This is a genomic window from Pantoea endophytica (assembly GCF_002858935.1).
GTDB lineage: Bacteria > Pseudomonadota > Gammaproteobacteria > Enterobacterales > Enterobacteriaceae > Pantoea > Pantoea leporis.
Window position 1 is genome coordinate 64,802 of record NZ_PJRT01000001.1, and the last position, 21,144, is coordinate 85,945.

At 54.2% G+C, this 21,144-nt stretch carries 22 protein-coding genes; 15 read left to right on the forward strand and 7 right to left on the reverse strand.

What is annotated here, in order from left to right; all coding sequences use genetic code 11:
* Window positions 1-16: 16 nt before the first annotated feature.
* Both PZBJ_RS00300 and PZBJ_RS00305 read left to right on the forward strand, forming a co-directional pair.
* A complete protein-coding gene (locus PZBJ_RS00300) occupies window positions 17-1,237 on the forward strand; it encodes a glycosyltransferase (protein WP_101760672.1) in 1,221 nt (406 codons plus the stop codon).
* Entirely contained in the window at window positions 1,230-2,141 is a 912-nt protein-coding gene (locus PZBJ_RS00305) for a hypothetical protein (protein ID WP_101760673.1), read from the forward strand. Before PZBJ_RS00300 ends, PZBJ_RS00305 begins: the two co-directional genes overlap by 8 nt.
* Window positions 2,142-2,171: 30 nt before the next feature.
* Here the strand turns inward: PZBJ_RS00305 and tdh are convergent, their stop codons facing one another.
* Together tdh and PZBJ_RS00315 are read right to left on the reverse strand one after the other, a co-directional pair.
* Window positions 2,172-3,200 carry an L-threonine 3-dehydrogenase gene (tdh, locus tag PZBJ_RS00310; protein ID WP_101760674.1) on the reverse strand — a complete coding sequence of 343 codons (1,029 nt, stop codon included), beginning with the start codon at window positions 3,198-3,200 and terminating at the stop codon, window positions 2,172-2,174.
* Entirely contained in the window at window positions 3,197-4,405 is a 1,209-nt protein-coding gene (locus PZBJ_RS00315) for a glycine C-acetyltransferase (RefSeq protein ID WP_101760675.1), read from the reverse strand. The genes tdh and PZBJ_RS00315 overlap by 4 nt, the downstream gene beginning before the upstream one ends.
* 231 nt (window positions 4,406-4,636) lie before the next feature.
* On the opposite strand from PZBJ_RS00315, the gene rfaD reads away from it, so the two are divergent.
* Genes rfaD through rfaC form a run of 3 tightly spaced genes read left to right on the forward strand, consistent with a single transcriptional unit; the run spans window position 4,637 to window position 7,601 of the window.
* Window positions 4,637-5,569: an ADP-glyceromanno-heptose 6-epimerase gene (gene rfaD, locus PZBJ_RS00320; protein WP_101760676.1), complete on the forward strand. Its 933-nt coding sequence runs from the start codon at window positions 4,637-4,639 to the stop codon at window positions 5,567-5,569.
* A gap of 17 nt (window positions 5,570-5,586) precedes the next feature.
* Entirely contained in the window at window positions 5,587-6,630 is a 1,044-nt protein-coding gene (gene rfaF, locus PZBJ_RS00325; protein WP_101760677.1) for an ADP-heptose--LPS heptosyltransferase RfaF, read from the forward strand.
* Window positions 6,631-6,632: 2 nt separating this feature from the next.
* On the forward strand, window positions 6,633-7,601 hold the full coding sequence (rfaC, locus tag PZBJ_RS00330; RefSeq protein WP_101760678.1) for a lipopolysaccharide heptosyltransferase RfaC: 969 nt from the start codon (window positions 6,633-6,635) through the stop codon (window positions 7,599-7,601).
* 19 nt (window positions 7,602-7,620) lie between these two features.
* On the opposite strand, the gene PZBJ_RS00335 is transcribed toward rfaC, so the two are convergent.
* Window positions 7,621-8,592, reverse strand: a complete 972-nt coding sequence (locus PZBJ_RS00335; RefSeq protein ID WP_101760679.1) for a polysaccharide deacetylase family protein — start codon at window positions 8,590-8,592, stop codon at window positions 7,621-7,623.
* 318 nt (window positions 8,593-8,910) lie between these two features.
* Here PZBJ_RS00335 and PZBJ_RS00340 point away from each other — a divergent pair, with 318 nt between their 5' ends.
* From PZBJ_RS00340 to coaD, 8 genes are all read left to right on the forward strand, one after another.
* Window positions 8,911-10,035, forward strand: coding sequence for a glycosyltransferase (locus PZBJ_RS00340; RefSeq protein WP_101760730.1), 1,125 nt, complete (start codon window positions 8,911-8,913; stop codon window positions 10,033-10,035).
* Between the two features lie 43 nt (window positions 10,036-10,078).
* Complete coding sequence (locus tag PZBJ_RS00345; RefSeq protein WP_101760680.1) at window positions 10,079-11,188, forward strand: glycosyltransferase family 9 protein; 1,110 nt, start codon at window positions 10,079-10,081, stop codon at window positions 11,186-11,188.
* On the forward strand, window positions 11,185-12,186 hold the full coding sequence (locus PZBJ_RS00350; RefSeq protein ID WP_101760681.1) for a glycosyltransferase: 1,002 nt from the start codon (window positions 11,185-11,187) through the stop codon (window positions 12,184-12,186). The genes PZBJ_RS00345 and PZBJ_RS00350 overlap by 4 nt, the downstream gene beginning before the upstream one ends.
* A 73-nt stretch (window positions 12,187-12,259) precedes the next feature.
* Window positions 12,260-13,336 carry a putative lipopolysaccharide heptosyltransferase III gene (rfaQ, locus tag PZBJ_RS00355; RefSeq protein ID WP_101760682.1) on the forward strand — a complete coding sequence of 359 codons (1,077 nt, stop codon included), beginning with the start codon at window positions 12,260-12,262 and terminating at the stop codon, window positions 13,334-13,336.
* Window positions 13,329-14,462, forward strand: a complete 1,134-nt coding sequence (locus tag PZBJ_RS00360) for a glycosyltransferase family 4 protein (protein ID WP_101760683.1) — start codon at window positions 13,329-13,331, stop codon at window positions 14,460-14,462. The genes rfaQ and PZBJ_RS00360 overlap by 8 nt, the downstream gene beginning before the upstream one ends.
* 85 nt (window positions 14,463-14,547) lie before the next feature.
* Window positions 14,548-15,822, forward strand: a complete 1,275-nt coding sequence (gene waaA / locus PZBJ_RS00365; protein ID WP_101760684.1) for a lipid IV(A) 3-deoxy-D-manno-octulosonic acid transferase — start codon at window positions 14,548-14,550, stop codon at window positions 15,820-15,822.
* 3 nt (window positions 15,823-15,825) lie between these two features.
* Window positions 15,826-16,602, forward strand: coding sequence for a glycosyltransferase family 2 protein (locus PZBJ_RS00370; RefSeq protein WP_101760685.1), 777 nt, complete (start codon window positions 15,826-15,828; stop codon window positions 16,600-16,602).
* Complete coding sequence (coaD, locus tag PZBJ_RS00375; RefSeq protein WP_101760686.1) at window positions 16,599-17,084, forward strand: pantetheine-phosphate adenylyltransferase; 486 nt, start codon at window positions 16,599-16,601, stop codon at window positions 17,082-17,084. The genes PZBJ_RS00370 and coaD overlap by 4 nt, the downstream gene beginning before the upstream one ends.
* A 1-nt stretch (window position 17,085) precedes the next feature.
* On the opposite strand, the gene mutM is transcribed toward coaD, so the two are convergent.
* From mutM to radC, 4 genes are all read right to left on the reverse strand, one after another.
* Complete coding sequence (gene mutM, locus PZBJ_RS00380) at window positions 17,086-17,895, reverse strand: bifunctional DNA-formamidopyrimidine glycosylase/DNA-(apurinic or apyrimidinic site) lyase (RefSeq protein WP_101760687.1); 810 nt, start codon at window positions 17,893-17,895, stop codon at window positions 17,086-17,088.
* 69 nt (window positions 17,896-17,964) lie between these two features.
* A complete protein-coding gene (gene rpmG / locus PZBJ_RS00385) occupies window positions 17,965-18,132 on the reverse strand; it encodes a 50S ribosomal protein L33 (protein WP_001051798.1) in 168 nt (55 codons plus the stop codon).
* An 11-nt stretch (window positions 18,133-18,143) separates the two neighbouring features.
* Entirely contained in the window at window positions 18,144-18,380 is a 237-nt protein-coding gene (rpmB, locus tag PZBJ_RS00390) for a 50S ribosomal protein L28 (RefSeq protein WP_007885297.1), read from the reverse strand.
* 243 nt (window positions 18,381-18,623) lie between these two features.
* Window positions 18,624-19,280 (reverse strand): RadC family protein, encoded by a 657-nt coding sequence (gene radC, locus PZBJ_RS00395; RefSeq protein WP_101760688.1) that lies wholly within the window; start codon window positions 19,278-19,280, stop codon window positions 18,624-18,626.
* 185 nt (window positions 19,281-19,465) lie between these two features.
* Here radC and coaBC point away from each other — a divergent pair, with 185 nt between their 5' ends.
* Both coaBC and dut read left to right on the forward strand, forming a co-directional pair.
* Window positions 19,466-20,686: a bifunctional phosphopantothenoylcysteine decarboxylase/phosphopantothenate--cysteine ligase CoaBC gene (coaBC, locus tag PZBJ_RS00400; RefSeq protein ID WP_101760689.1), complete on the forward strand. Its 1,221-nt coding sequence runs from the start codon at window positions 19,466-19,468 to the stop codon at window positions 20,684-20,686.
* The gene (gene dut / locus PZBJ_RS00405) at window positions 20,664-21,122 is read left to right on the forward strand and encodes a dUTP diphosphatase (protein ID WP_167391166.1); all 459 of its coding nucleotides are present in this window, start codon (window positions 20,664-20,666) and stop codon (window positions 21,120-21,122) included. The genes coaBC and dut overlap by 23 nt, the downstream gene beginning before the upstream one ends.
* The last annotated feature ends 22 nt before the right edge of the window (window positions 21,123-21,144 follow it).

Below are 21,144 nucleotides of genomic sequence, written 5' to 3' on the forward strand. Positions count from 1 at the left end.
CGGGAAAAGAAATTCAATGAGAAGAAAAATTCTGCTGTTGGATACCGGCCGCGAATGGGGCGGCGGTACCAACAGTATGCTCGAATTGCTCAAGCGCATTGATCGGCAGAGGTTCGATATTACCTGCTGTTTCTACAACAACTATTCTCGCGGCAACAGTGAAACCATTGAGTCAATTCTCAATTCGATTGGCATTCCGGTGGTTTTTATCGCCCAGCGTCGTCAGCCGAAATGGGCGAAAATCGCCAAAGAGCTGTTACGCACGCTATTCATTTTTAACCGCTCTTTAAAGAAGCAGATGATCGGTCGGGTTGACGAAAAATGGCGTGTATTGCCAAACGCCCAACAGATTTCATCTCTTATGCAAGCTGGGCAATATGACGCGCTGTATATGAATAATCAACCGAGCACCAATGTTGAAGGCTATCGCGCGGTTGAGGATTTGCAGGTTGCACTGATTCAACATTGCCGCATTGAGCCACAGTTAAATTCAGTGTTAGTGGACATGGTTAATAAACGCGTTGATGCCGTTATTGCGGTTTCGCATGGCGTAAATCAGACTTTGCGCCAAAGCGGCATTGATGCGCAGCGTTGCTTCACCGTTTCAAATGCTATCGATATTCATCAGGCCTTACCGGATCGCAAAGCCGTTCGCGCCCGCCTGGCTTATTCCCCTGATACCTTTATTTTTGGATCCATCGGCTCTCTTATTACGCGTAAAGCGAACCATCATATCTTCCAGGCGCTGGGCCAATTCAAACGCATACATCCCGAAGCCAATTGGAAAATGGTAGTGGTGGGTGCCGGGCCGGAACAGGAGAATTTGGTCTTGCTGGCGCGCAAAGAGAACATTGCGTCGAATATTGTGTTTACTGGCTTTCAAAATAACCCTCTGGATTACCTCGCGGCGTTTGACACTTTTATTCTCGCTTCAAGTAGTGAAGGCCTACCGCGCGTCGTGTTGGAAGCCATGCTGGTGAAAACGGCCGTGATTGGTTCGAACGTAGTTGGAACGGCAGAACTAATTAGCCACAACGAAACCGGATTATTATTCGAATACGGCGATATTAAACAATTAAGTGCGCATCTTGCCGTATTATGGCAAGACGCAAGTTTACGCCAGCGTCTCATTAACACCGCCGAAGAACGTGTACGCGAATGCTACGCCATTGAAAACTATGTGGCCGGGGTAGAGACGATATTGGATAACAGTATTGAAAGGAAAACTCATGTTTGATTTTTTGAACAAAAATCGTCGGCATATTCGTGCACGTCATAATATTCCTTATGCGCAAAGCAATACGCAAGGCGACGTTACGGTTACCTCGGTTGTTATTCCGTGCACTGGCGCGGATTATGTTGAAGAAGCGTTATTAAGCGCTGAGTTTGCTCGTCGGTTTGCGCCGGAAATGGAAGAGATTGTTATCGTGAGCGACCAATCTGAGCAGGCTTTTGGCAAACTTCCACATAATTGCCGCGTGGTAACGCTCAATGTTCCGCATCGCGAGGAAAGTTATCGTTATAAGCAAATCTATCGCAGTCGCCTAATTAAAATTCAGGCGCCTTTACAAGCCAAAGGCGACGGTATTTTAATGATTGATTCGGATCTGAATTTGCTTAAATCGCCTGATATTCGTATGCATCCAGGCCACCTTTACTCCAGTTTCCGTAACGGGAAAATGATCGCCAAGCTAGAGGGCGCGGAAGCACAGGCCATTCCCGCCTATTACCGGCCATCGATAAGACCTTATTTTGAAGATCACGTTAATGGTGCGTACCTGGCGGCAACCCGACAAACCTGGAAACGCATTTGTCCACTCTGGTTAACGCTCTTTCAGGATACCTGGGAATTAATGAATGACAGCCAACCGCCGACGGATCAGCTTCCCCTCGCCGCTTTGTTGGATATGTTGGATCTTCGCACGGTCAATTTAGGAGAATGGGCAAACTGGCCGGTTTCCAAAAAGATTGGCGGTAGCTCAGCAACCATTCCGGCAGACGTCATTGGCGCGCACGGTGGATTTCCATTGAGTGAATGGCAAAAGTATTTACTGGATCCCACCCAGCCACTCACCTTTAAAGGCCAGGACTACACCCGCAAAGTGCGCTACCTGACGGACGATGAAAAGAAACAATCCTGAAACTCTCCGGCCACCAGGCCGGAGAATGAATTAATCCCAGCTCAACACCACTTTGCCCGATCTTCCCGAGCGCATCTCATCAAAGCCCTGCTGGAACTCATCAATGTGATAGCGATGAGTGATGATGGGCGTCAGATCGAGGCCGGACTGAATCAGCGCCGCCATCTTGTACCAGGTTTCAAACATCTCGCGGCCGTAGATGCCTTTGATGAACAAGCCTTTAAAGATCACCTGATTCCAGTCGATGGACATCTCGCCCGGCGGAATGCCCAGCAGCGCGATGCGGCCGCCGTGGTTCATTACCTCCAGCAAGGTGCGGAACGCCGGTGGCGCACCAGACATCTCCAGACCGACATCAAAACCTTCGGTCATGCCGAGTTCGGCCATCACATCACGCAGATTTTCCTGCGCCACGTTGACGGCGCGCGTTACGCCCATTTTGCGCGCCAGATCGAGGCGATAGTCGTTGATGTCGGTGATCACCACATGGCGCGCGCCGACGTGCTTGCACACCGCCGCCGCCATGATGCCAATCGGCCCGGCACCGGAGATCAGCACATCTTCGCCCACCAGATCGAACGAAAGCGCAGTGTGCACCGCATTGCCAAAGGGATCGAAAATCGCCGCCAGTTCGTCAGAAATGTTGTCGGGAATTTTGAAGGCATTAAACGCCGGAATCACCAGATATTCGGCAAAGCAGCCCTGACGATTGACGCCAACGCCTACCGTATTGCGGCACAGATGCGTGCGTCCAGCGCGGCAGTTGCGGCAATGGCCGCAGGTGATGTGGCCTTCACCGGAAACACGATCGCCAACGGCAAAGCCCTTAACTTCCTGGCCCATTCCCACCACTTCACCCACATATTCGTGGCCGGTGATCATCGGCACCGGAATGGTTTTGCGCGACCAGTCATCCCAGTTGTAGATGTGCACGTCGGTGCCGCAGATAGCGGTTTTACGAATCTTAATCAGCAGGTCGTTATGGCCGGGTTCAGGTATTGGCGCGTCCTTGACCATCCAAATGCCTTCTTCGGCTTTTAATTTGGCGAGTGCTTTCATTTCCCTGCTCCTGAAATAACGCCCAGCTGTTGACCAATACGGGTGAAGGCCGCCACGGCGTGTTCCAGCTGCGCCTGCGTATGTCCGGCAGAGATCTGCGTGCGGATACGTGCCTGACCTTGCGGCACCACCGGATAGAAGAAGCCTGTGACGTAGATTCCTTCCTGCTGCAACAGGCTGGCAAATTGCTGCGCCACTTTGGCATCGCCCAGCATCACGGGGATGATGGCGTGATCGGCGCCGGCCAGCGTGAAGCCTGCGGCAGTCATCTTTTCGCGGAAGAAGCGGGCATTTTCCCACAGACGCTGGCGTAAACCGTCACCTTCACTCAGCAGCTCCAGCACGCGCAGCGAGGCAGCCACAATCGCTGGCGCCAGCGAGTTGGAGAACAGATACGGACGCGAGCGCTGACGCAGCCACTCAACCACTTCTCTTTTCGCCGCCACGTAGCCGCCCGATGCGCCACCCAGCGCTTTACCCAGCGTGCCGGTCAGAATGTCGACGCGATCCATCACGCCGCAATATTCGTGCGTGCCGCGTCCGGCAGAACCCACAAAGCCCACCGCATGGGAATCATCGACCATCACCAGCGCATCGAATTCATCGGCCAGATCGCAAATGCCCTCCAGATTGGCAATCACCCCATCCATCGAGAACACGCCATCGGTGGCAATCAGGATGTGGCGCGCGCCTTTGTCGCGTGCTTCCTGTAAACGCGCACGCAGCTCACTCATGTCATTATTGGCGTAACGATAGCGCTGCGCTTTACACAAACGCACGCCATCAATGATCGATGCGTGATTAAGGGCATCTGAAATAATCGCGTCTTCGGCGCTGAGCAGCGTTTCAAACAGGCCGCCGTTGGCATCAAAGCAGGACGAGAACAGAATCGCGTCTTCCATGCCGAGGAACGCGGCCAGCTTGTGTTCCAGCTGCTGGTGGATGTCCTGCGTGCCGCAGATAAAGCGCACCGAGGCCATGCCAAAACCGTGCGTATCCATGCCGTCTTTCGCCGCCTGGATCAATGCCGGATGATTAGCTAAACCCAAATAGTTATTGGCGCAGAAGTTGATGACGGGCGGGCTGTTAGCTACGTTGATTTCTGCCTGCTGCGCCGACGTGATGGTGCGTTCTTGTTTGAACAATCCGTCCTGACGTGTTGTCTCAAGTTGTTGACGAATTTGCGAATAAAACTGACTGGACATGATTATGCTCCTCAGATAGCAAATATTTGGCACATATTACTGATCGAAAAGCGAATCAACGACATTTCAGCCATCAATATCTCGGTTTTGCAGCATAGTTCACGCTGCGAACAGGATTTGTGCAGCGTATACGGCGTCATCTGGCTGCCTGCGTCTGGCTGAAATGTTATGATGATAGGCATTCGTGGGTGAAACCTCCTGTTTCCCCCCAACTCTTTAAAGGCAAAGCATATGATTATCGTAACCGGTGGCGCTGGCATGATTGGCAGCAACATTGTTAAAGCGCTGAACGACCGCGGTCTGACCGACATTTTGGTGGTGGATAATCTGAAGGATGGCACCAAGTTCGTGAATCTGGCGGATCTCGACATCGCCGATTACATGGATAAAGAGGAATTCCTCAGCTACATCATGTCTGGCGAAGATCTCGGCCCCATCGAAGCCGTGTTCCATGAAGGTGCGTGTTCCGCAACCACCGAGTGGGATGGCAAGTACATGATGGATAACAACTATCAGTACTCGAAAGATCTGCTGCACTTCTGCCTCGAGCGCGAAATCCCGTTCCTCTACGCCTCATCTGCTGCCACTTACGGCGGCCGCAATGAGAACTTCATCGAAGAGCGCCAGTACGAGCAGCCGCTGAATGTGTACGGCTACTCAAAAATGCTGTTCGATCACTACGTGCGCCAGATTCTGCCTGAAGCAGACTCACCGGTGTGCGGCTTCCGTTACTTCAACGTGTACGGTCCGCGTGAAGGCCACAAAGGCGGCATGGCGAGCGTCGCGTTCCACCTCAATACGCAAATTAGCAACGGTGAAAATCCAAAACTGTTCGAAGGCAGCGACGATTTCCGCCGCGACTTCATCCATGTTGATGACGTGGTTGCGGTAAATCTGTGGTGCTGGGAAAACGGCGTTTCCGGTATCTACAACTGCGGAACAGGCCGTGCTGAATCTTTCCAGGAAGTGGCGGATGCGGTGCTGAACTTCCATCAGAAAGGCCAGATTGAATACATTCCGTTCCCGGACAAGCTGAAAGGCCGTTATCAGGCGTTTACCCAAGCCGATCTCACCAATCTGCGTGCAGCCGGTTACGACAAGCCGTTCAAAACCGTTGCGCAAGGCGTGGGCGAATACATGGCCTGGCTGAACCGTAACGTATAAGGAAACCGGCAGCAGCGATGAAAATTCTGGTTATTGGCCCATCATGGGTCGGCGATATGATGATGTCGCAAAGTCTCTATCGCACGCTCAAGGCTGAGCATCCTGAAGCGGTGATCGACGTGATGGCGCCGGCCTGGTGCCGCCCATTGTTGTCGCGTATGCCGGAAGTGAATCAGGCGCTGGCGATGCCGCTCGGCCACGGCGCATTGGCGCTGGGCGAGCGTCGTCGTTTGGGGAAAACCCTGCAGGCCAGTGGCTATGACCGCGCCTATGTGCTGCCGAACTCCTTTAAATCTGCGCTGGTGCCGTTTTTCGCCGGGATCAAACGTCGCACCGGCTGGCGCGGCGAGATGCGCTATGGCGTGTTAAATGATGTCCGCGTGCTGGACAAAGCGGCCTTTCCGTTGATGGTTGAGCGCTATGTGGCGCTCGGCTATGACAAACCGGTTGCTTCCGCGCAGCAGCTGCCGCAGCCGTTGCTGTGGCCGCAATTACGTGTCGATGACGATGAAAAGCGGATGACGGCGGCGCAATTTGCGTTGTCAGCCGATCGTCCAGTGATTGGATTTTGTCCGGGCGCAGAGTTTGGCCCGGCGAAGCGCTGGCCGCATTATCATTATGCCGCGCTGGCAGAGCAACTGATTGGCGAAGGTTATCAGGTGGTGCTGTTCGGTTCGGCGAAAGATCGCGAAACCGGCGACACCATTGTGCAGACGCTGTCAGAAGCGGCGCATGCGCACTGTAAAAATCTGGCGGGTGAAACGCAACTTGAGCAAGCCGTTATTCTGCTGGCGAACTGTGCGGCAGTGGTCAGTAACGATTCCGGCCTGATGCATATCGCTGCGGCGCTTAATCGTCCGCTGGTGGCGCTGTATGGCCCAAGCAGCCCGGACTTCACTCCGCCGTTGTCTCAGCACGCGCGCATTATTCGTTTGATCACCGGCTATCACAAAGTCCGCAAAGGTGATGCCGAACAAGGTTATCACCAGAGCCTGATTGATATTCAGCCAGCGCGCGTCCATCAGGAACTGAGCGCGCTGTTGCATCCGGTGCAGGAGTAAAGATGCACGTTTTGATTGTTAAAACCTCCTCGATGGGAGACGTGCTGCATACCTTGCCAGCGCTCACGGATGCGATGCAGGCGATTCCAGGCATCAAGTTTGATTGGGTGGTTGAAGAAAACTTCGCTCAAATCCCCGCCTGGCATCCGGCGGTGGATAGAGTGCTGCCAGTGGCGATTCGCCGCTGGCGCAAGCACTGGTTCGGTAGCCAGCAGCGTGAAGAGCGTGTGCAATTTAAGCGTGAGCTGCAATCGCGTCAGTATGATGTGGTGCTGGATGCACAAGGTTTGATCAAAAGCGCCGCGCTGGTAACGCGCCTGGCAAAAGGCGAGAAGCACGGGCAGGACAGCCGCAGCGCACGCGAACCTTTCGCCAGCTGGTGGTATGACAAACGCCATGAAATCAACAAGCAACAGCATGCCGTCGAACGTACGCGCGAGCTGTTTGCCAAAAGCCTCGGCTATGAAAAGCCTGCAACGCAGGGCGACTACGCGATTGCCGGCCATTTCCGCTCTACGCTGCCCAATGACACGCAGCCTTATCTGGTGTTTCTGCATGCTACCACGCGTGATAACAAACACTGGCCGGAGTCACACTGGCGTGCGCTGATTGAGTTAGTTCAGCCAACAGGATTGCGCGTGAAATTGCCGTGGGGCGCAGAGCATGAACATCAACGCGCACAGCGTCTGGCCGAAGGCTTCGACCATGTTGAGGTATTGCCTAAGTTAACGCTGGAGCAGGTAGCGCAAGAATTAGCTGGCGCGCGAGCGGTGGTGTCGGTAGATACCGGTTTAAGTCATCTGACGGCAGCGCTGGATCGTCCGAATATCACGCTGTACGGCCCAACCGATCCCGGTCTAATTGGTGGCTATGGCGAGAATCAGTACGTGCTGCGCCCTGCAGAAGGCCACAGCATGGCGGATATTCAAGCCATAGATGTCGCAACAATGATTAAAGAAATCACGGTATAGTTTTATAACGTACCGTAATTTAGCGTGACTGGTCACTTTTCTTTAAAAGCGCGTATTCTGTTAGCGTCATGCCCTGAGTACGTGGTTGTAACCAGCTAAATAGCTGCTCTAAATCATCGTAAAGGTGCTCAATATCAGCCTCATTTTTAAACGTGGGGCTGCCATCGGGCATAAATTCTGATGAATGCAGCATGAACTCAACGTAATCATTTCCCTGGCTAAGTGTTTGCTCAACCACCTGTTTCATCTGCTGCACATTGCCCCCCACCGGACGTAGCCAATTAACAGATGGACCGCGCTTCTTGCCGCGCATGTCATTCCACGCTTTTTTTAGCTGATTAGTGAAAGCGCCATAGCGGTACTGAATGCTCATCGGCAACTCCAGCAACGGGCTGTCACCCGCGCGGGAAATATCACTAACATCAAGGTAATAGGCATGATCCGGGAAACGGCTGTAATCGGTGCCGCCTTTACCTTGCGGCGCGCCGGATGAATTGCGCCAATCCACGCGAGGTGTGACGGAGCAATCAACTAAATAACCGTTGTCGATCAATGCTCGGGCGTAAACTTCATTAAAAGCCCAGCGTCCGGCACGATGACTGGTCATCTTCTGCCGAAAAGCGCTTTCCAGCAAATCGGTCATGTAAGCGACCTTGTCGCGCAGGATATTTTCTGGAAATTCAATCAAATAAGGCTGATAGCGCCAGTCATCATCGGTCAACGCGTATTCCGGCGGGCTATACCATGCATGAAGATGCATGCCGATTTCACCTTGCCCACGCGCCAGCAGATCGCGACCAAATTCAACATACGCCGCATCGCTCGCCATTTCGTAATTCGTTAGCCAGTTGGGTTTAAAACCGTATTTCTCACATAAGGCTTGAAAGCGCGGCAGAAACTGAACATTTCGCGTGGTAACCTTGCCGCTGCGATTGCGCCAAAGATTATCGCCTTCAGTATCGAGAGTGATTAAAAACGCAGGCTTATCCATAACTTATCCGATAAAATGAGCACTTTCTCATCGCTATGGTACGCAAGCCCATGAATGAGGGCAAACTTTTCATTTGCTGCAGTGAGCAGATGTTGGTAGCAGTATAATAGCGGTTAAACTAGAGTAAATTAGAATGCACATCGGCCCTAATACGCAGAATACTCATCTTAAGAGCAATGCGTAATGTCTGAAGCCAAACATACCTAATAAATTGATTTATCTTATATTCAGTCCTGTTTTATCAGGGGATGATAGATATTTTGTCATACAAAACAGGCTGGCGATTAGGAGCAAAAGAATTTGTCGAAGCGCATTCTGATGGTAATTGATGGCCTGCCGGGCGGTGGCGCCGAAAAAGTTGTTCTGACGCTGGCTGAAGGTTTTATCAGCCAGGGGCATCGGGTGTCGCTCTTCTCCTTACGCAAAGTCTGTGAATATCCCATTCCTGCAGGCGTTGATTATCAGACCGTGATTGATAAAAGCTCACGGCCGTGGCGCAAACTGACTGAAACCCATCGTCGTGCACATTTGCTTGATGAATCCGTGCGCCAAAGCGAAGCGCTGCACGGAAAATTTGATTTGGTCTTGTCTAATCTGCATAAAACCGATCGGATTGTCCGCTATGCGCGTGCGCTGGATGCCAGTAAAACCTGGTATTGCCTGCACGGCGTTTTTTCAGCCTCCTATCTTGCGCGCAAATCAGGTTTCTCTTTGTGGCTTAAGCGGCTGAAAATTCGCGATACTTATCGCGGCAAGCAGCTTATCGGTGTCTCGCAATATGTCATTGATGATGTGATTCAAAACATCGGGGTGAAGCCAAGCAAAGCACAGGTCATCTTTAACCCGTTTGATTTCGAACTTATTTCCCGCCTGGCCGCAGAACCGTGTCCACTTGCCGGAAGCAATTTTGTGCTGCATGTGGGGCGTTTTCATGAAACCAAGCGCCACGATCGCTTGCTGGCCGCCTATGCTCAAAGTGGCATCACGGCTCCGCTGGTGCTATTAGGTCAGGGAAGCGAAAAAATCACGGAAAGATTACGCCAGCAAGCCATCGATTTAGGCATCGCGGAGCGCGTACGCTTTGAAGGTTTCCATAAAAATCCTTACCCATGGATTCGCCACGCTCGCTTATTAGTGGTGAGTTCAGACAGCGAAGGTTTTGGCAATGTACTGGTCGAAGCTTTAAGCTGCGGCACGCCGATAGTGAGCACTCGCTGCCCTGGCGCACCATCAACTATCATGAGCGGAGATCTTGCACGCGGGCTAGCGGATTTGAATGCGGATTCACTGGCGCAGAAAATGCACGAGGTTTATGCCGCTCCGCCTGATTTGCAACATCTGGACTTAAGCATTTATAGTCTCAAGGTTATTTGTCAGCAGTATTTGCAACTGGCAGAAGTGGAAGAACCACTATTTTCAGGCACTGAGCACGTTTCAGGTTAACAGGTCCCCATGTCGGTGTGGCCGTATCATGGGGATAAAAACGTTGACGTATGTGATTCTCTTTTTACTCTTTTTGCCGGTCAAATGGGTGATGAAAATCTTCCATGGCCGAACCGGTAAAAATCTGGTGATTCAAACAGCCAAAATCGGTGATTTCATCAATATCACTCCGCTGTTAACTCATTTGGGGAAAAGCGACGCACTGTTAAGCAATAGCGTTGCCGCGCTCGCTTCGCGCGATAACACGCTGGAAAATATTTGGTATATCGAAGAGCATCGCTCCGGCCTCATTAAGAAAATTAAACTGGTCTGGCAACTGCTCAACCGTTACGACAACATCTATCTGTTACATCCCACCAACCTCAACCTGTTCATTGCCGCTTGCTGTAATGCCAGCAACAAACAGTTTCTTTCCAGCTACCGCCGCAAAGGTTATCAGGGATTGTTTTATCTCACCGCAAGCGGTGTGGTGGAGCATGAGAAAAATACTCTGACGCTGGAAAATTACCTAAAACTCGCCGATCGCTCGTTCACTAAAGAGAGTTATCCGAAGCATGCGACACAACCACTTTGGCACCCCAACTCGCTGCCGGATGAAATATTCCAGCATGATGGCATTCGCATTGGCATCAGTATCACCGCAGGCAATCAGGCAAAAACCATTCCACCGAAAATCTGGCAGCGACTTTTTGACCACTTAAGCGATTTACCCTGCCAGTTTTATGCCTTTGGCGCACCGAATGAACAATCACGCTTGCAGGAGCTGTATAAAGTTGTCGGCGCGCGCGCGAACCTGACAAGCCTTGTCGGCAAAGTGCCGTTGGAGGACGTCCCTGCGGTCATTAGCGAGATGGATTTCTATATCGCGTCAGATTCCGGCAATGTCTATATTGCCGATGCGCAACAAGTGCCGATCATTTTGATTTACGGCCCATGTTGCGTCGAAGAGCAGCGGCCGCTGGGTGATGTGTTGTTGATTGGCCCAAATCATATTGCGCCCTCATCCTTTGTTTTCGCCGCGCAGTACAAATTTATGCATCCTACTGAACAGCTGTTTGAACTGGATCAGCGGAAGCTTGACGATATTCACGATTTTATTAGCACGCGGCAGCAACAACGCCTGGCGCGACGGAAGAACATGAAAACAGCATGACAACGCAGCCCGAAAGCTCAGCCCCGTTACTCAGTCTCATTATTCCTATGTTTAACGCAGGCAGCGATTTTGCTGCCTGTGTGCAAGCGCTGCTGGCTCAAACTCTCACCTCACTGGAAATTATCATTGTCGATGATGGTTCCACTGACGGTTCGGGGGAGCGTGCTGATGCTTATGCGCAGCAGCATCCCCATGTTCGCGTTATCCATCAGACCAATGGCGGCGTATCGCGCGCGCGTAATGCGGGCTTAGCGGTGGCGCGCGGTAAGTACGTTTCGTTTCCGGATGCTGACGACACCATGGATGCCGCGATGTATCAAACGCTGGTTGAGATGGCGGAGCGCGACAACCTTGATGCCGCACAGTGCAACGCGGAATGGTTTTTCAAAGCCAGCCAGCAAGTAAAACCGCTGATTCCGCTCGATCGCCTCACCAGCACCGAGGTACTGAGCGGCCCTGAGTGGCTTAATAAGGCGCTGCAAACGCATCGCTACATGCATGTGGTTTGGCTGGGCATTTACCGCCGAGAGTTGATCGAACAGCTCAAACTCTACTTTGAACCCGGCCTGCATCATCAGGACATTCCATGGACCACCGAGTTCATGCTCAACGCACAACGTGTGCGTTACACCGATAAAGTGTTGTACTGCTACTACATGCATGATGCTTCCATCAGCAACCGTAAGCGCACCGGCCAGCGTAATGTGGAATATCAGCGTCACTACCTGAGAATCGCGCAGTTGCTGGAAGAGCTCAATGCACGCTACCGTCATAAGGTAAAAATCTACCCGGCATTTCACTACCAGATTACGCATGAGGCGCTCAGCGTCTGCCACTGTATCCGACGCGAACCCGAAGAGAGCGCACGTCAGGCGATGATTGCCGATCTGTTCGCTACGCAAACTCACCGGCGCATGCTGCGTAACGCGCGCGGTATAAAGCAATGGTATCAACTGCTGCTGTGGCTAAGCCGGATTTACCGCTGGCGCAAGAAATAAGCGCCGCGTCCGGCTTTCACGCCTTTGGGGTTTGCCTTACAATCAGCTGACTGAATTCTGAGATCATTTGAGTATGGCAAGCCCGATTCCAGACCAATTTGCACCGAAAAATATTCTGCTGATCAAGCTGCGTCATCACGGCGACATGCTGCTGACCACGCCCGCGATAAACGCGCTGCGCCAACGCTATCCTCAGGCGAACATCGACGTTCTGCTCTACAAAGAAACCCGTCCAATGCTGGAGGCGCACCCGGCCATTCGCCAGTTGCACATCATCGATCGCAACTGGAAGAAGGAAGGCGGCTGGCAAAAATTCCGGCATGAAATGGCCCTGCTTTCCGCGGTGCGCGCGTGCCATTATGACCTGGTGATTAACCTCGCCGATCAGTGGCGCAGCGCCATCATTACCGGATTCTCTGGCGCGCCGGTGCGTATCGGTTTTGCCTTCCGCAAACGTGATAACGCCTTATGGCGCTGGATGCACAACCATCTGGTCAGCACGGAAGATCATCATCAGCTGCATACGGTTGAACAGAATATGGCCGCGCTGAAGCCGCTGGGCATCGGCGGCGCCGGCGCAAAAGCCTCGATGCATTTCAGCACAGCCGATCAACAAATAGTGCAGGATGTACTGGCTCATCATGCGGTGAAAATGCCGTTTGTTGTGCTGCAACCCACTTCTCGCTGGCTGTTCAAATGCTGGGAAGATGAAAAAGTCGCACAGCTAATTGATGCGCTCGCTGCCGAAGGCCGCACCGTGGTACTGACGGCGGCGCCGGACCAGAAAGAAATGGCAATGATCGCCAATATTCAATCGCTGTGTCGCAGCCACAACGTGGTGTCGCTGGCGGGAGAATTATCCTTGCCGCAGCTGGCGGCGCTGATTGACGCGGCACAGCTGTTTATCGGCGTAGATTCTGCGCCGATGCACATGGCCGCCGCGCTGGAAACGCCGTGTCTTGCGCTGTTTGGACCCACCAAGCTGCAACACTGGCGTCCGTGGGGCGATCACAATCGCGTGATTTGGGCCGGTGATTATGGCCCGCTACCCTCGCCAGACGACATCGATACCAACACGCAACAGCGCTATCTTTCTGCCATTCCCGTTGAGGATGTGGTGGCTGCCGCCCGGAGTTTTTTGCATGAGTAAGTTACGCCTGGCGATTGTCCGGCAGAAATACCGCCCAGACGGCGGCGCCGAACGCTTTATCTCGCGTGCGCTGGAAGCGCTGGACGGTGAGCAGCTCGATCTCAATATCATCACTCGCAGCTGGCAGGGCACGCCGAATCCGGCCTGGCATCTGCACATCTGCAATCCAGCGAAGTTCGGTCGCATCTCGCGCGAGCGCGGTTTTGCGCGTGCCGCGCGTGAATGCTGGGAACGCGAAAAGTTCGATATTGTGCAAAGCCACGAACGCATCGCCGGTTGCGATATCTTTCGTGCGGGTGATGGCGTGCATCGCGTCTGGCTGGAGCAGCGCGCGCGCATCGTGTCGCCGTGCCAGCGCTTAAGCGCCCGCCTCAGTCCTTATCACCGTTATGTGTTACAGGCGGAAGCCGACATGTTCAACGCGCCGTCGTTGAAAGCGGTGATCTGTAACTCAGAGATGGTGAAACAGGATATTTTGCGACACTTCAGGCTTGATGCCAGCAAGATTCATGTGATTCACAACGCGATTGATAGCCAACGCTTCCAGCCAGCCAGCGAAGCGCTGCGTCATGCAGCACGTCAGCAGCTCAAACTGCCGCAGGATGCCACGGTGATGATTTACGTGGGTTCGGGCTTTGAGCGCAAAGGCTTAAAAGCGGCGATTGAAGCGGTGGCGAAAAGCGATCGCTATCTAGTGGTGGTCGGCCAGGATAAGCAGCTGTCGCGCTATCAGCAGCTGGCAAACCAGCTCAATTGCCTCGATCGCTTACGCTTCGTCGGCGTGCAGCAGGACGTGCAACCGTTCTACCATGCAGCCGATGCGCTGCTGCTGCCCACGCTTTATGATCCCTTCCCAAATGTGGTGCTGGAAGCGATGGCTTGCGGCCTGGCGGTGATCACCAGCACCGGCTGCGGCGGCGCGGAGTTTATCACCGCGGGTCAGGAAGGTTTTGTCTGCGATGCATTAGATATCAACGCGTTAAACGAAGCCGTACTGGCAACACCGGCGCTTTCACACAATTCTGCCATGGGCGAAGCCGCACGTCGCAGAATTGAACCTTATGGTCCGCAGCGGCTGGCGCAAGCGCTGACCTCGCTGTATCAGCAAGTGCTGCAGACCAGCTGACGAAGTGGTATGAGCAGGCGGTTAATTTCTGATAACATGCCGCCTTTCATCTGTTTTTTGACGCGATTCTGTCGTAACGGTAACTATGACGACTCTATACACAGCCTTGCTCTACCTGATTCAGCCACTAATCTGGTTGCGCCTGTGGCTGCGCGGTCGAAAAGCACCGGCCTATCGTAAACGCTGGGCAGAACGCTACGGCTATTGCAGCGGAAAAGTGCTGCCACATGGCATTGTGCTGCACTCGGTTTCCGTCGGCGAGACGCTGGCGGCAGTGCCGCTGGTGCGCGCGTTGCGCCACCGCTATCCAACGCTGCCGATTACCGTCACCACCATGACGCCAACCGGCTCCGAGCGTGCGCAGTCCGCGTTTGGCAAAGATGTACACCACGTTTACCTGCCCTACGATCTGCCAGGTTCGATTAACCGTTTCCTCGATACCGTCGATCCGCGACTGGTGATCATCATGGAAACCGAGCTGTGGCCCAACATTATCCGTATTCTGCATCAGCGCAAGATTCCGCTGGTGATTGCCAACGCGCGCCTGTCTGAGCGCTCGGCCAAAGGCTACAAGAAACTCGGCGGCTTTATGCGCGACCTGCTGCAGCGCATCACGCTGATTGCCGCGCAAAACGCCGAAGATGGCGACCGTTTCCTCAGCCTTGGCCTGAAACGTTCGCATCTCACCGTTACCGGCAGCCTCAAGTTTGATATCTCCGTAACGCCAGAGCTGGCGGCAAAAGCGGTCACGCTGCGTCGTCAGTGGGCGTCGCGTCGTCCGGTGTGGATCGCCACCAGCACTCACGAAGGCGAAGAGGCAATTGTGCTCGATGCGCATCGACGTCTACTGCAGCAGTTCCCCGATCTGCTGCTGATTTTGGTGCCGCGCCATCCGGAACGTTTCAAAGATGCCTGCGACCTGACACAAAAACGCGGCTTCAGCTTTATCCTGCGTAGCAGCGGCGAAATTCCATCAAGCTCCACGCAAGTGGTCATTGGCGACACCATGGGCGAACTGATGATGCTGTACGGCATCGCCGACCTCGCCTTTGTTGGCGGCAGCCTGGTTGAGCGCGGCGGCCACAATCCGCTGGAGCCGGCCGCGCATGCTATTCCGGTGCTGATGGGCCCGCACATCTGGAACTTCAAAGATATCTGCGCCAAGCTGCAGCAGGCCGAAGGGCTGATTACCGTTACTGACGTGGTATCGCTGCAGAAAGAAGTCGCTAACCTGCTGCAGGATGACGATTATCGCCGCTATTACGGCCGTCATGCTGTGGAAGTGCTGCATCAAAATCAGGGCGCATTACAGCGTCTGCTACAGTTACTCGAACCTCATTTACCGCCGCGAGCTCACTAATTCATGTCGCAACGCCAACGTCTCTCCGTGGTGATGATCGCCAAAAATGAAGCTGAACTGCTGCCGGAGGCGCTGGCTTCTGTCAGTTGGGCAGATGAGATTGTGGTGCTCGATTCCGGCAGCAGCGACAACACGATGCAGGTCGCTCGCGAACAGGGCGCGCAGGTTTTCCAGGCGGAAGGCTGGCAGGGATTTGGCAAGCAGCGCCAGCGCGCGCAGGCCCATGCGCAAGGCGAGATGATTTTGATGATCGATGCCGACGAGCGCGTTACACCCGAATTGCGTCGCGCTATCGAGCAGGTTCTCGCACAGCCTGCCTCGGACAATGTTTACAGCCTCGGTCGCAGCAACCTGTTTCTTGGCCGCTTTATGCGCCACAGCGGCTGGTATCCCGACCGCGTTATGCGCCTCTATCCGCGCAAGTTCAATTACAACGACAATCTGGTGCATGAATCACTGGAGACGCAGGGTGCGCCGGTGGTGAAGCTGGCGGGCGATCTGCAACATCTCACCTGTCGTGACCTGATGGCGTTTCAGCGTAAGCAGATGAACTATGCCGAAGCCTGGGCAAATGAGCGTTTCCAGCGCGGCAAACGCTGCGGCTTGTTCTCGATCTTTAGCCACACGCTCGGCGCATTCGTTAAAACCTTGCTGCTGCGTGCGGGTTTTCTCGATGGCAAACAGGGCTGGATTCTGGCGGTGGTTAATGCGCAGTACACTTTCAACAAATACTCGGCGCTCTGGGCGCTGCATCACACCTCAACACAAGGTCGCGTATGAGTACGAAAGCGATTTATCCCGGCACCTTTGATCCCTTCACGTTGGGTCATCTGGATATTGTGACGCGTGCAGCGAGGATGTTTGACCGCATCGTCGTGGCGATTGCCGCCAGCCCGAGTAAAAAGCCGCTGTTTAGTCTCGATGAGCGCGTGGATATGGCGCGTCAGGTGACGGCACATCTGCCGAATGTCGAGGTGATCGGGTTTAGCGACCTGATGGCGAACTTTGCTCAGGCGCAGAATGCCAATGTGCTGGTGCGTGGATTGCGTGCGGTTTCGGATTTCGAATATGAGCTGCAGCTGGCGCAGATGAATCGTCATCTGTTGCCCACGCTGGAGAGCGTGTTTCTGATGCCGTCAGAGGGTTTCTCGTTCGTCTCTTCTTCGCTGGTCAAAGAAGTCGCGCGCCATGCCGGTGACGTGCAGGCATTTCTCCCTGCCGTTGTGCATAAGGCGTTACTGGCGCGACTGGCACAGCCTTAACTCAGTGCTGGCAGCGTGGACACCAGAAGGTGCTGCGCTGACCATGTTTGCCGCTGACAATCGGCGTACCGCACGCACGGCAAGGTTCGCCGGCGCGGCCATAAACCTGCAACTGCTGCGCGAAGTAGCCGGGTTTACCGTCCGTTTGCAGGAAATCACGCAGCGTGGTGCCGCCCTGCTCAATCGAGCGTAACAACACCGCTTTGATGGTGTTAACCAGCAGCTCGGCCTCTTCCTGACTCAAACTCATTGCCGAACGATCGGGCAAGATCCCGGCAGTAAACAGCGATTCGCTGGCGTAGATGTTCCCGACGCCCACCACCACTTTGTTATCCATCAGCCACTGTTTAATCACGGTGCGTTTGCCGCGTGACTTTTCAAACAGATAGGCACCATCAAATTCGCTGCTGAGCGGTTCCGGACCGAGATGGGCCAGCACGCTGCTGCCTGCGAGGTCATTGCTCCACAGCCAGGCGCCAAAGCGACGTGGATCGGTGTAGCGCAACACTTTGCCGTTGCTCATCACTAAATCAACATGGTCATGTTTGGCGGCCGGTTGTTCGCCGGGTAGCACGCGCAGACTGCCGGACATGCCGAGGTGAATGATGATCCAGCCATGCGGTAGTTCGAGCAGCAGATATTTAGCGCGACGCTGCACGCTCAATACGGGTTGGTCGCTCAACGCGTGGATTTCATGCGAGACCGGCCAGCGCAAACGTGGATTGCGCACCACCGCATGCAGAATCGTGGCACCCACCATGTGGGGTTCGATACCGCGACGACTGGTTTCTACCTCAGGTAATTCAGGCATCTCATCTCCTCAACGAATTGCAGAAACAAAAAACCCGGCCGAAGCCGGGTTTTTCACAGAACACTAAAATTACTTAATTTTAGCTTCTTTGTAGATCACGTGCTGACGTACAACCGGATCGAACTTTTTCAGTTCTAATTTCTCTGGTTTAGTACGTTTGTTCTTCGTGGTGGTATAGAAGTGACCTGTACCAGCAGAGGAAACCAGCTTGATCTTCTCACGAATACCTTTAGCCATGATTCAGTTCCTTAGTACTTCTCACCACGGGCGCGGATTTCGGTCAGAACCGTATCGATGCCCTTTTTATCAATAACACGCATACCTTTAGCAGATACACGCAGAGTAACGAAGCGCTTTTCGCTCTCAACCCAGAAACGGTGAGAGTGCAGGTTCGGCAGGAAACGGCGTTTCGTCGCGTTCATTGCGTGGGAACGGTTGTTACCCGTTACCGGACGCTTTCCAGTTACCTGGCAGACTCGTGACATTTCTATTCTCCAAAAATCAAATCAGCTCGAGCTTTAAAAACTAGGTTTTGGCCGCCTCGTCAGGCCTTAGCCCGCCCAGGCGAGTTCCATGTGAACCCGCTAAGCTGGCCCAAACGCCAAACCCGAGATTCTCAAAGGTGGCGTAGTATACGCCGCTCAGCCCGAGTGCTCAAGTCCCGAACAGATAAAGATCCCTCTGGATCGCGCAAAAATGCCCTATTTCTGTTCAGTTGAATCGATGAATTACAACCAACCGCGCTCGGCGAAAGAGGTAAACTCGCCGTGACCGATCACCAAATGATCAAGTAAACGGATATTGAGCAGCGCGCACGCTTGCCCGACTTTTCCGGTAATATCGCGGTCGGCGCGACTGGGTTCAGCGATTCCCGACGGATGATTGTGCGCCAGAATCACCGCCGCCGCGTTAAGTTTCAGCGCTTCGCGCACGATTTCGCGCGGGTGAACTTCCACGCTGGCAATCGAGCCGGAAAACATCTTCTGCGCCTGCAACACGCGGTGCTGATTATCGAGGAACAGCGCCATAAACACTTCGCGCTCCTGATGCGCCAGCACGCTTTGCAGGTAATGGCGCGTCACCTGCGGATTCTCCATCACGTTTTCCCGCGCCAGCTGGCTGGCAAAAAATCGCCTTCCCAGCTCGGCGATGGCATACAGCTGCGTCATTTTGGCACTACCCACGCCTTTAATCTGCCCGAGTTCCTCTTTGCTGGCCGTCATAATGCGATAGAGCGAACCAAACTCGTTCAACATCTGATGCGCCAACAGCAGCACGCTGGTGCCGCTGATGCCGGTACGCAAAAAAATCGCCAGCAGCTCAGCATCACTCAACACTTCAGCGCCCATTAACATCAGTTTTTCCCGTGGTGCCAGTTCCGTCATGACCATCTCCTCCCTGCAATGCGGCGATTCTGCGCGTCAGCCACCGTCAGCGCCAGCACGCGCTGAACGATTTCAGAGCCAGCTCGCAAAGGCCGCAGGCAGTGAAAAGGCGCACTGTGGATTTTGTGATAAAGTTGCCTGCATCTGCCGCCCCTGACGCGGCAATTTGCTTTGAGGCGAACAACATGACGGGATTAGCTGGAAAGAAAATTCTGCTGGGCGTGAGCGGCGGCATTGCTGCATACAAAGCGCCGGAGCTGGTGCGTCGGCTGCGCGATCGCGGTGCTGATGTGCGCGTAATGATGACCGAAGCGGCCAGGGCCTTTATTACTCCGCTGAGCCTGCAGGCGGTTTCCGGTTATCCGGTATTTGATGATTTGCTCGACCCGGCAGCCGAAGCGGCGATGGGCCATATTGAACTGGCGAAATGGGCCGATTTAATTGTGCTGGCGCCGGCTACCGCCGATCTGATTGCCCGCGTCACTGCCGGCATGGCGAATGATTTGGTCACCACCGCGTGCCTGGCAAGCGCAGCGCCGGTTGCCATCGTCCCGGCCATGAATCAACAGATGTACCGCGCGCCGATCACGCAAGAGAACCTGCAGCGTCTGCAGCAGCGCGGCGTAATGATTTGGGGCCCCGACAGCGGCAGCCAGGCGTGCGGCGATGTGGGTCCCGGCCGCATGCTCGATCCGCTGGCGATTGTGGCGCACGCGCTGGAGTGGGCTGCGCCCGTCAACGATCTGCAACATCTCAGCATTATGATCACCGCCGGTCCAACCCGCGAAGCGCTGGACCCGGTGCGGTATATCAGCAATCACAGCTCGGGCAAGATGGGCTTTGCGATTGCTGCGGCTGCGGCCAAACGCGGTGCGAAGGTGACATTGGTTACCGGCCCGGTGGCGCTGCCAACGCCAGTTGGCGTGCAACGCGTGGACGTCGACAGCGCGCTGGAGATGGAGGCGGCGGTGATGGCGCAAATCCAGCAACAACATATTTTCATTGCCAGCGCAGCCGTGGCAGACTACCGGGCGGCTAACATTGCCGCAGAGAAAATCAAAAAACAGGGTGGCGACGACAGCGTCACGCTGCAGTTGGTGAAGAACCCCGATATTGTCGCAGGCGTCGCGGCGCTGCAGGAAAATCGCCCTTATGTTGTGGGATTTGCTGCCGAAACCCAGAATGTGGAAGAATACGCGCGGCAAAAACGGGTGCGAAAAAACCTGGATCTGATTTGTGCCAACGATGTGGCGCAGGCGGGTCAGGGCTTCAATAGCGACACCAATGCTCTTCACCTTTTTTGGCAGGAAGGAGAAAAAGTCTTACCGCTCAGTGATAAGACGCTCCTTGGCCAACAATTACTAGACGAGATTGTCAGCCGTTATGATGAAAAAAATCGACGTTAAAATTCTTGATGCACGTGTGGGCAATGAATTCCCGCTGCCGACTTATGCAACCTCTGGTTCCGCAGGCCTCGATTTACGCGCCTGCCTGGATGATGCGCTGGAAATCACACCAGGCATGACCACGCTGGTTCCCACCGGTTTGGCGATTCACATTGCCGATCCTGCTCTTGCCGCCGTGATTCTGCCGCGCTCCGGTCTTGGCCATAAACACGGCATCGTGCTGGGTAATCTGGTTGGTTTAATCGACTCCGATTATCAGGGCCAACTGATGGTTTCCGTGTGGAACCGCGGTCAGGACAGCTTCACGCTGCAGCCAGGCGACCGTTTAGCACAGCTGGTCTTCGTGCCGGTCGTGCAGGCCGAATTTAACCTGGTGGAAGATTTTGACACCAGCGACCGCGGCGCAGGCGGCTTCGGTCACTCAGGCCGCCAGTAATACGCGACACTTTTCGCTTAGC

Bases quoted from the DNA above. Each gene is read 5' to 3' on its own strand.
- PZBJ_RS00300 (WP_101760672.1), top strand. From the start codon at position 17: ATGAGAAGAAAAATTCTGCTGTTGGATACCGGCCGCGAATGGGGCGGC.
- PZBJ_RS00305 (WP_101760673.1), top strand. From the start codon at position 1,230: ATGTTTGATTTTTTGAACAAAAATCGTCGGCATATTCGTGCACGTCAT.
- tdh (WP_101760674.1), bottom strand. From the start codon at position 3,200: ATGAAAGCACTCGCCAAATTAAAAGCCGAAGAAGGCATTTGGATGGTC.
- PZBJ_RS00315 (WP_101760675.1), bottom strand. From the start codon at position 4,405: ATGTCCAGTCAGTTTTATTCGCAAATTCGTCAACAACTTGAGACAACA.
- rfaD (WP_101760676.1), top strand. From the start codon at position 4,637: ATGATTATCGTAACCGGTGGCGCTGGCATGATTGGCAGCAACATTGTT.
- rfaF (WP_101760677.1), top strand. From the start codon at position 5,587: ATGAAAATTCTGGTTATTGGCCCATCATGGGTCGGCGATATGATGATG.
- rfaC (WP_101760678.1), top strand. From the start codon at position 6,633: ATGCACGTTTTGATTGTTAAAACCTCCTCGATGGGAGACGTGCTGCAT.
- PZBJ_RS00335 (WP_101760679.1), bottom strand. From the start codon at position 8,592: ATGGATAAGCCTGCGTTTTTAATCACTCTCGATACTGAAGGCGATAAT.
- PZBJ_RS00340 (WP_101760730.1), top strand. From the start codon at position 8,911: ATGGTAATTGATGGCCTGCCGGGCGGTGGCGCCGAAAAAGTTGTTCTG.
- PZBJ_RS00350 (WP_101760681.1), top strand. From the start codon at position 11,185: ATGACAACGCAGCCCGAAAGCTCAGCCCCGTTACTCAGTCTCATTATT.
- rfaQ (WP_101760682.1), top strand. From the start codon at position 12,260: ATGGCAAGCCCGATTCCAGACCAATTTGCACCGAAAAATATTCTGCTG.
- PZBJ_RS00360 (WP_101760683.1), top strand. From the start codon at position 13,329: ATGAGTAAGTTACGCCTGGCGATTGTCCGGCAGAAATACCGCCCAGAC.
- waaA (WP_101760684.1), top strand. From the start codon at position 14,548: ATGACGACTCTATACACAGCCTTGCTCTACCTGATTCAGCCACTAATC.
- PZBJ_RS00370 (WP_101760685.1), top strand. From the start codon at position 15,826: ATGTCGCAACGCCAACGTCTCTCCGTGGTGATGATCGCCAAAAATGAA.
- coaD (WP_101760686.1), top strand. From the start codon at position 16,599: ATGAGTACGAAAGCGATTTATCCCGGCACCTTTGATCCCTTCACGTTG.
- mutM (WP_101760687.1), bottom strand. From the start codon at position 17,895: ATGCCTGAATTACCTGAGGTAGAAACCAGTCGTCGCGGTATCGAACCC.
- rpmG (WP_001051798.1), bottom strand. From the start codon at position 18,132: ATGGCTAAAGGTATTCGTGAGAAGATCAAGCTGGTTTCCTCTGCTGGT.
- rpmB (WP_007885297.1), bottom strand. From the start codon at position 18,380: ATGTCACGAGTCTGCCAGGTAACTGGAAAGCGTCCGGTAACGGGTAAC.
- radC (WP_101760688.1), bottom strand. From the start codon at position 19,280: ATGACGGAACTGGCACCACGGGAAAAACTGATGTTAATGGGCGCTGAA.
- coaBC (WP_101760689.1), top strand. From the start codon at position 19,466: ATGACGGGATTAGCTGGAAAGAAAATTCTGCTGGGCGTGAGCGGCGGC.
- dut (WP_167391166.1), top strand. From the start codon at position 20,664: ATGATGAAAAAAATCGACGTTAAAATTCTTGATGCACGTGTGGGCAAT.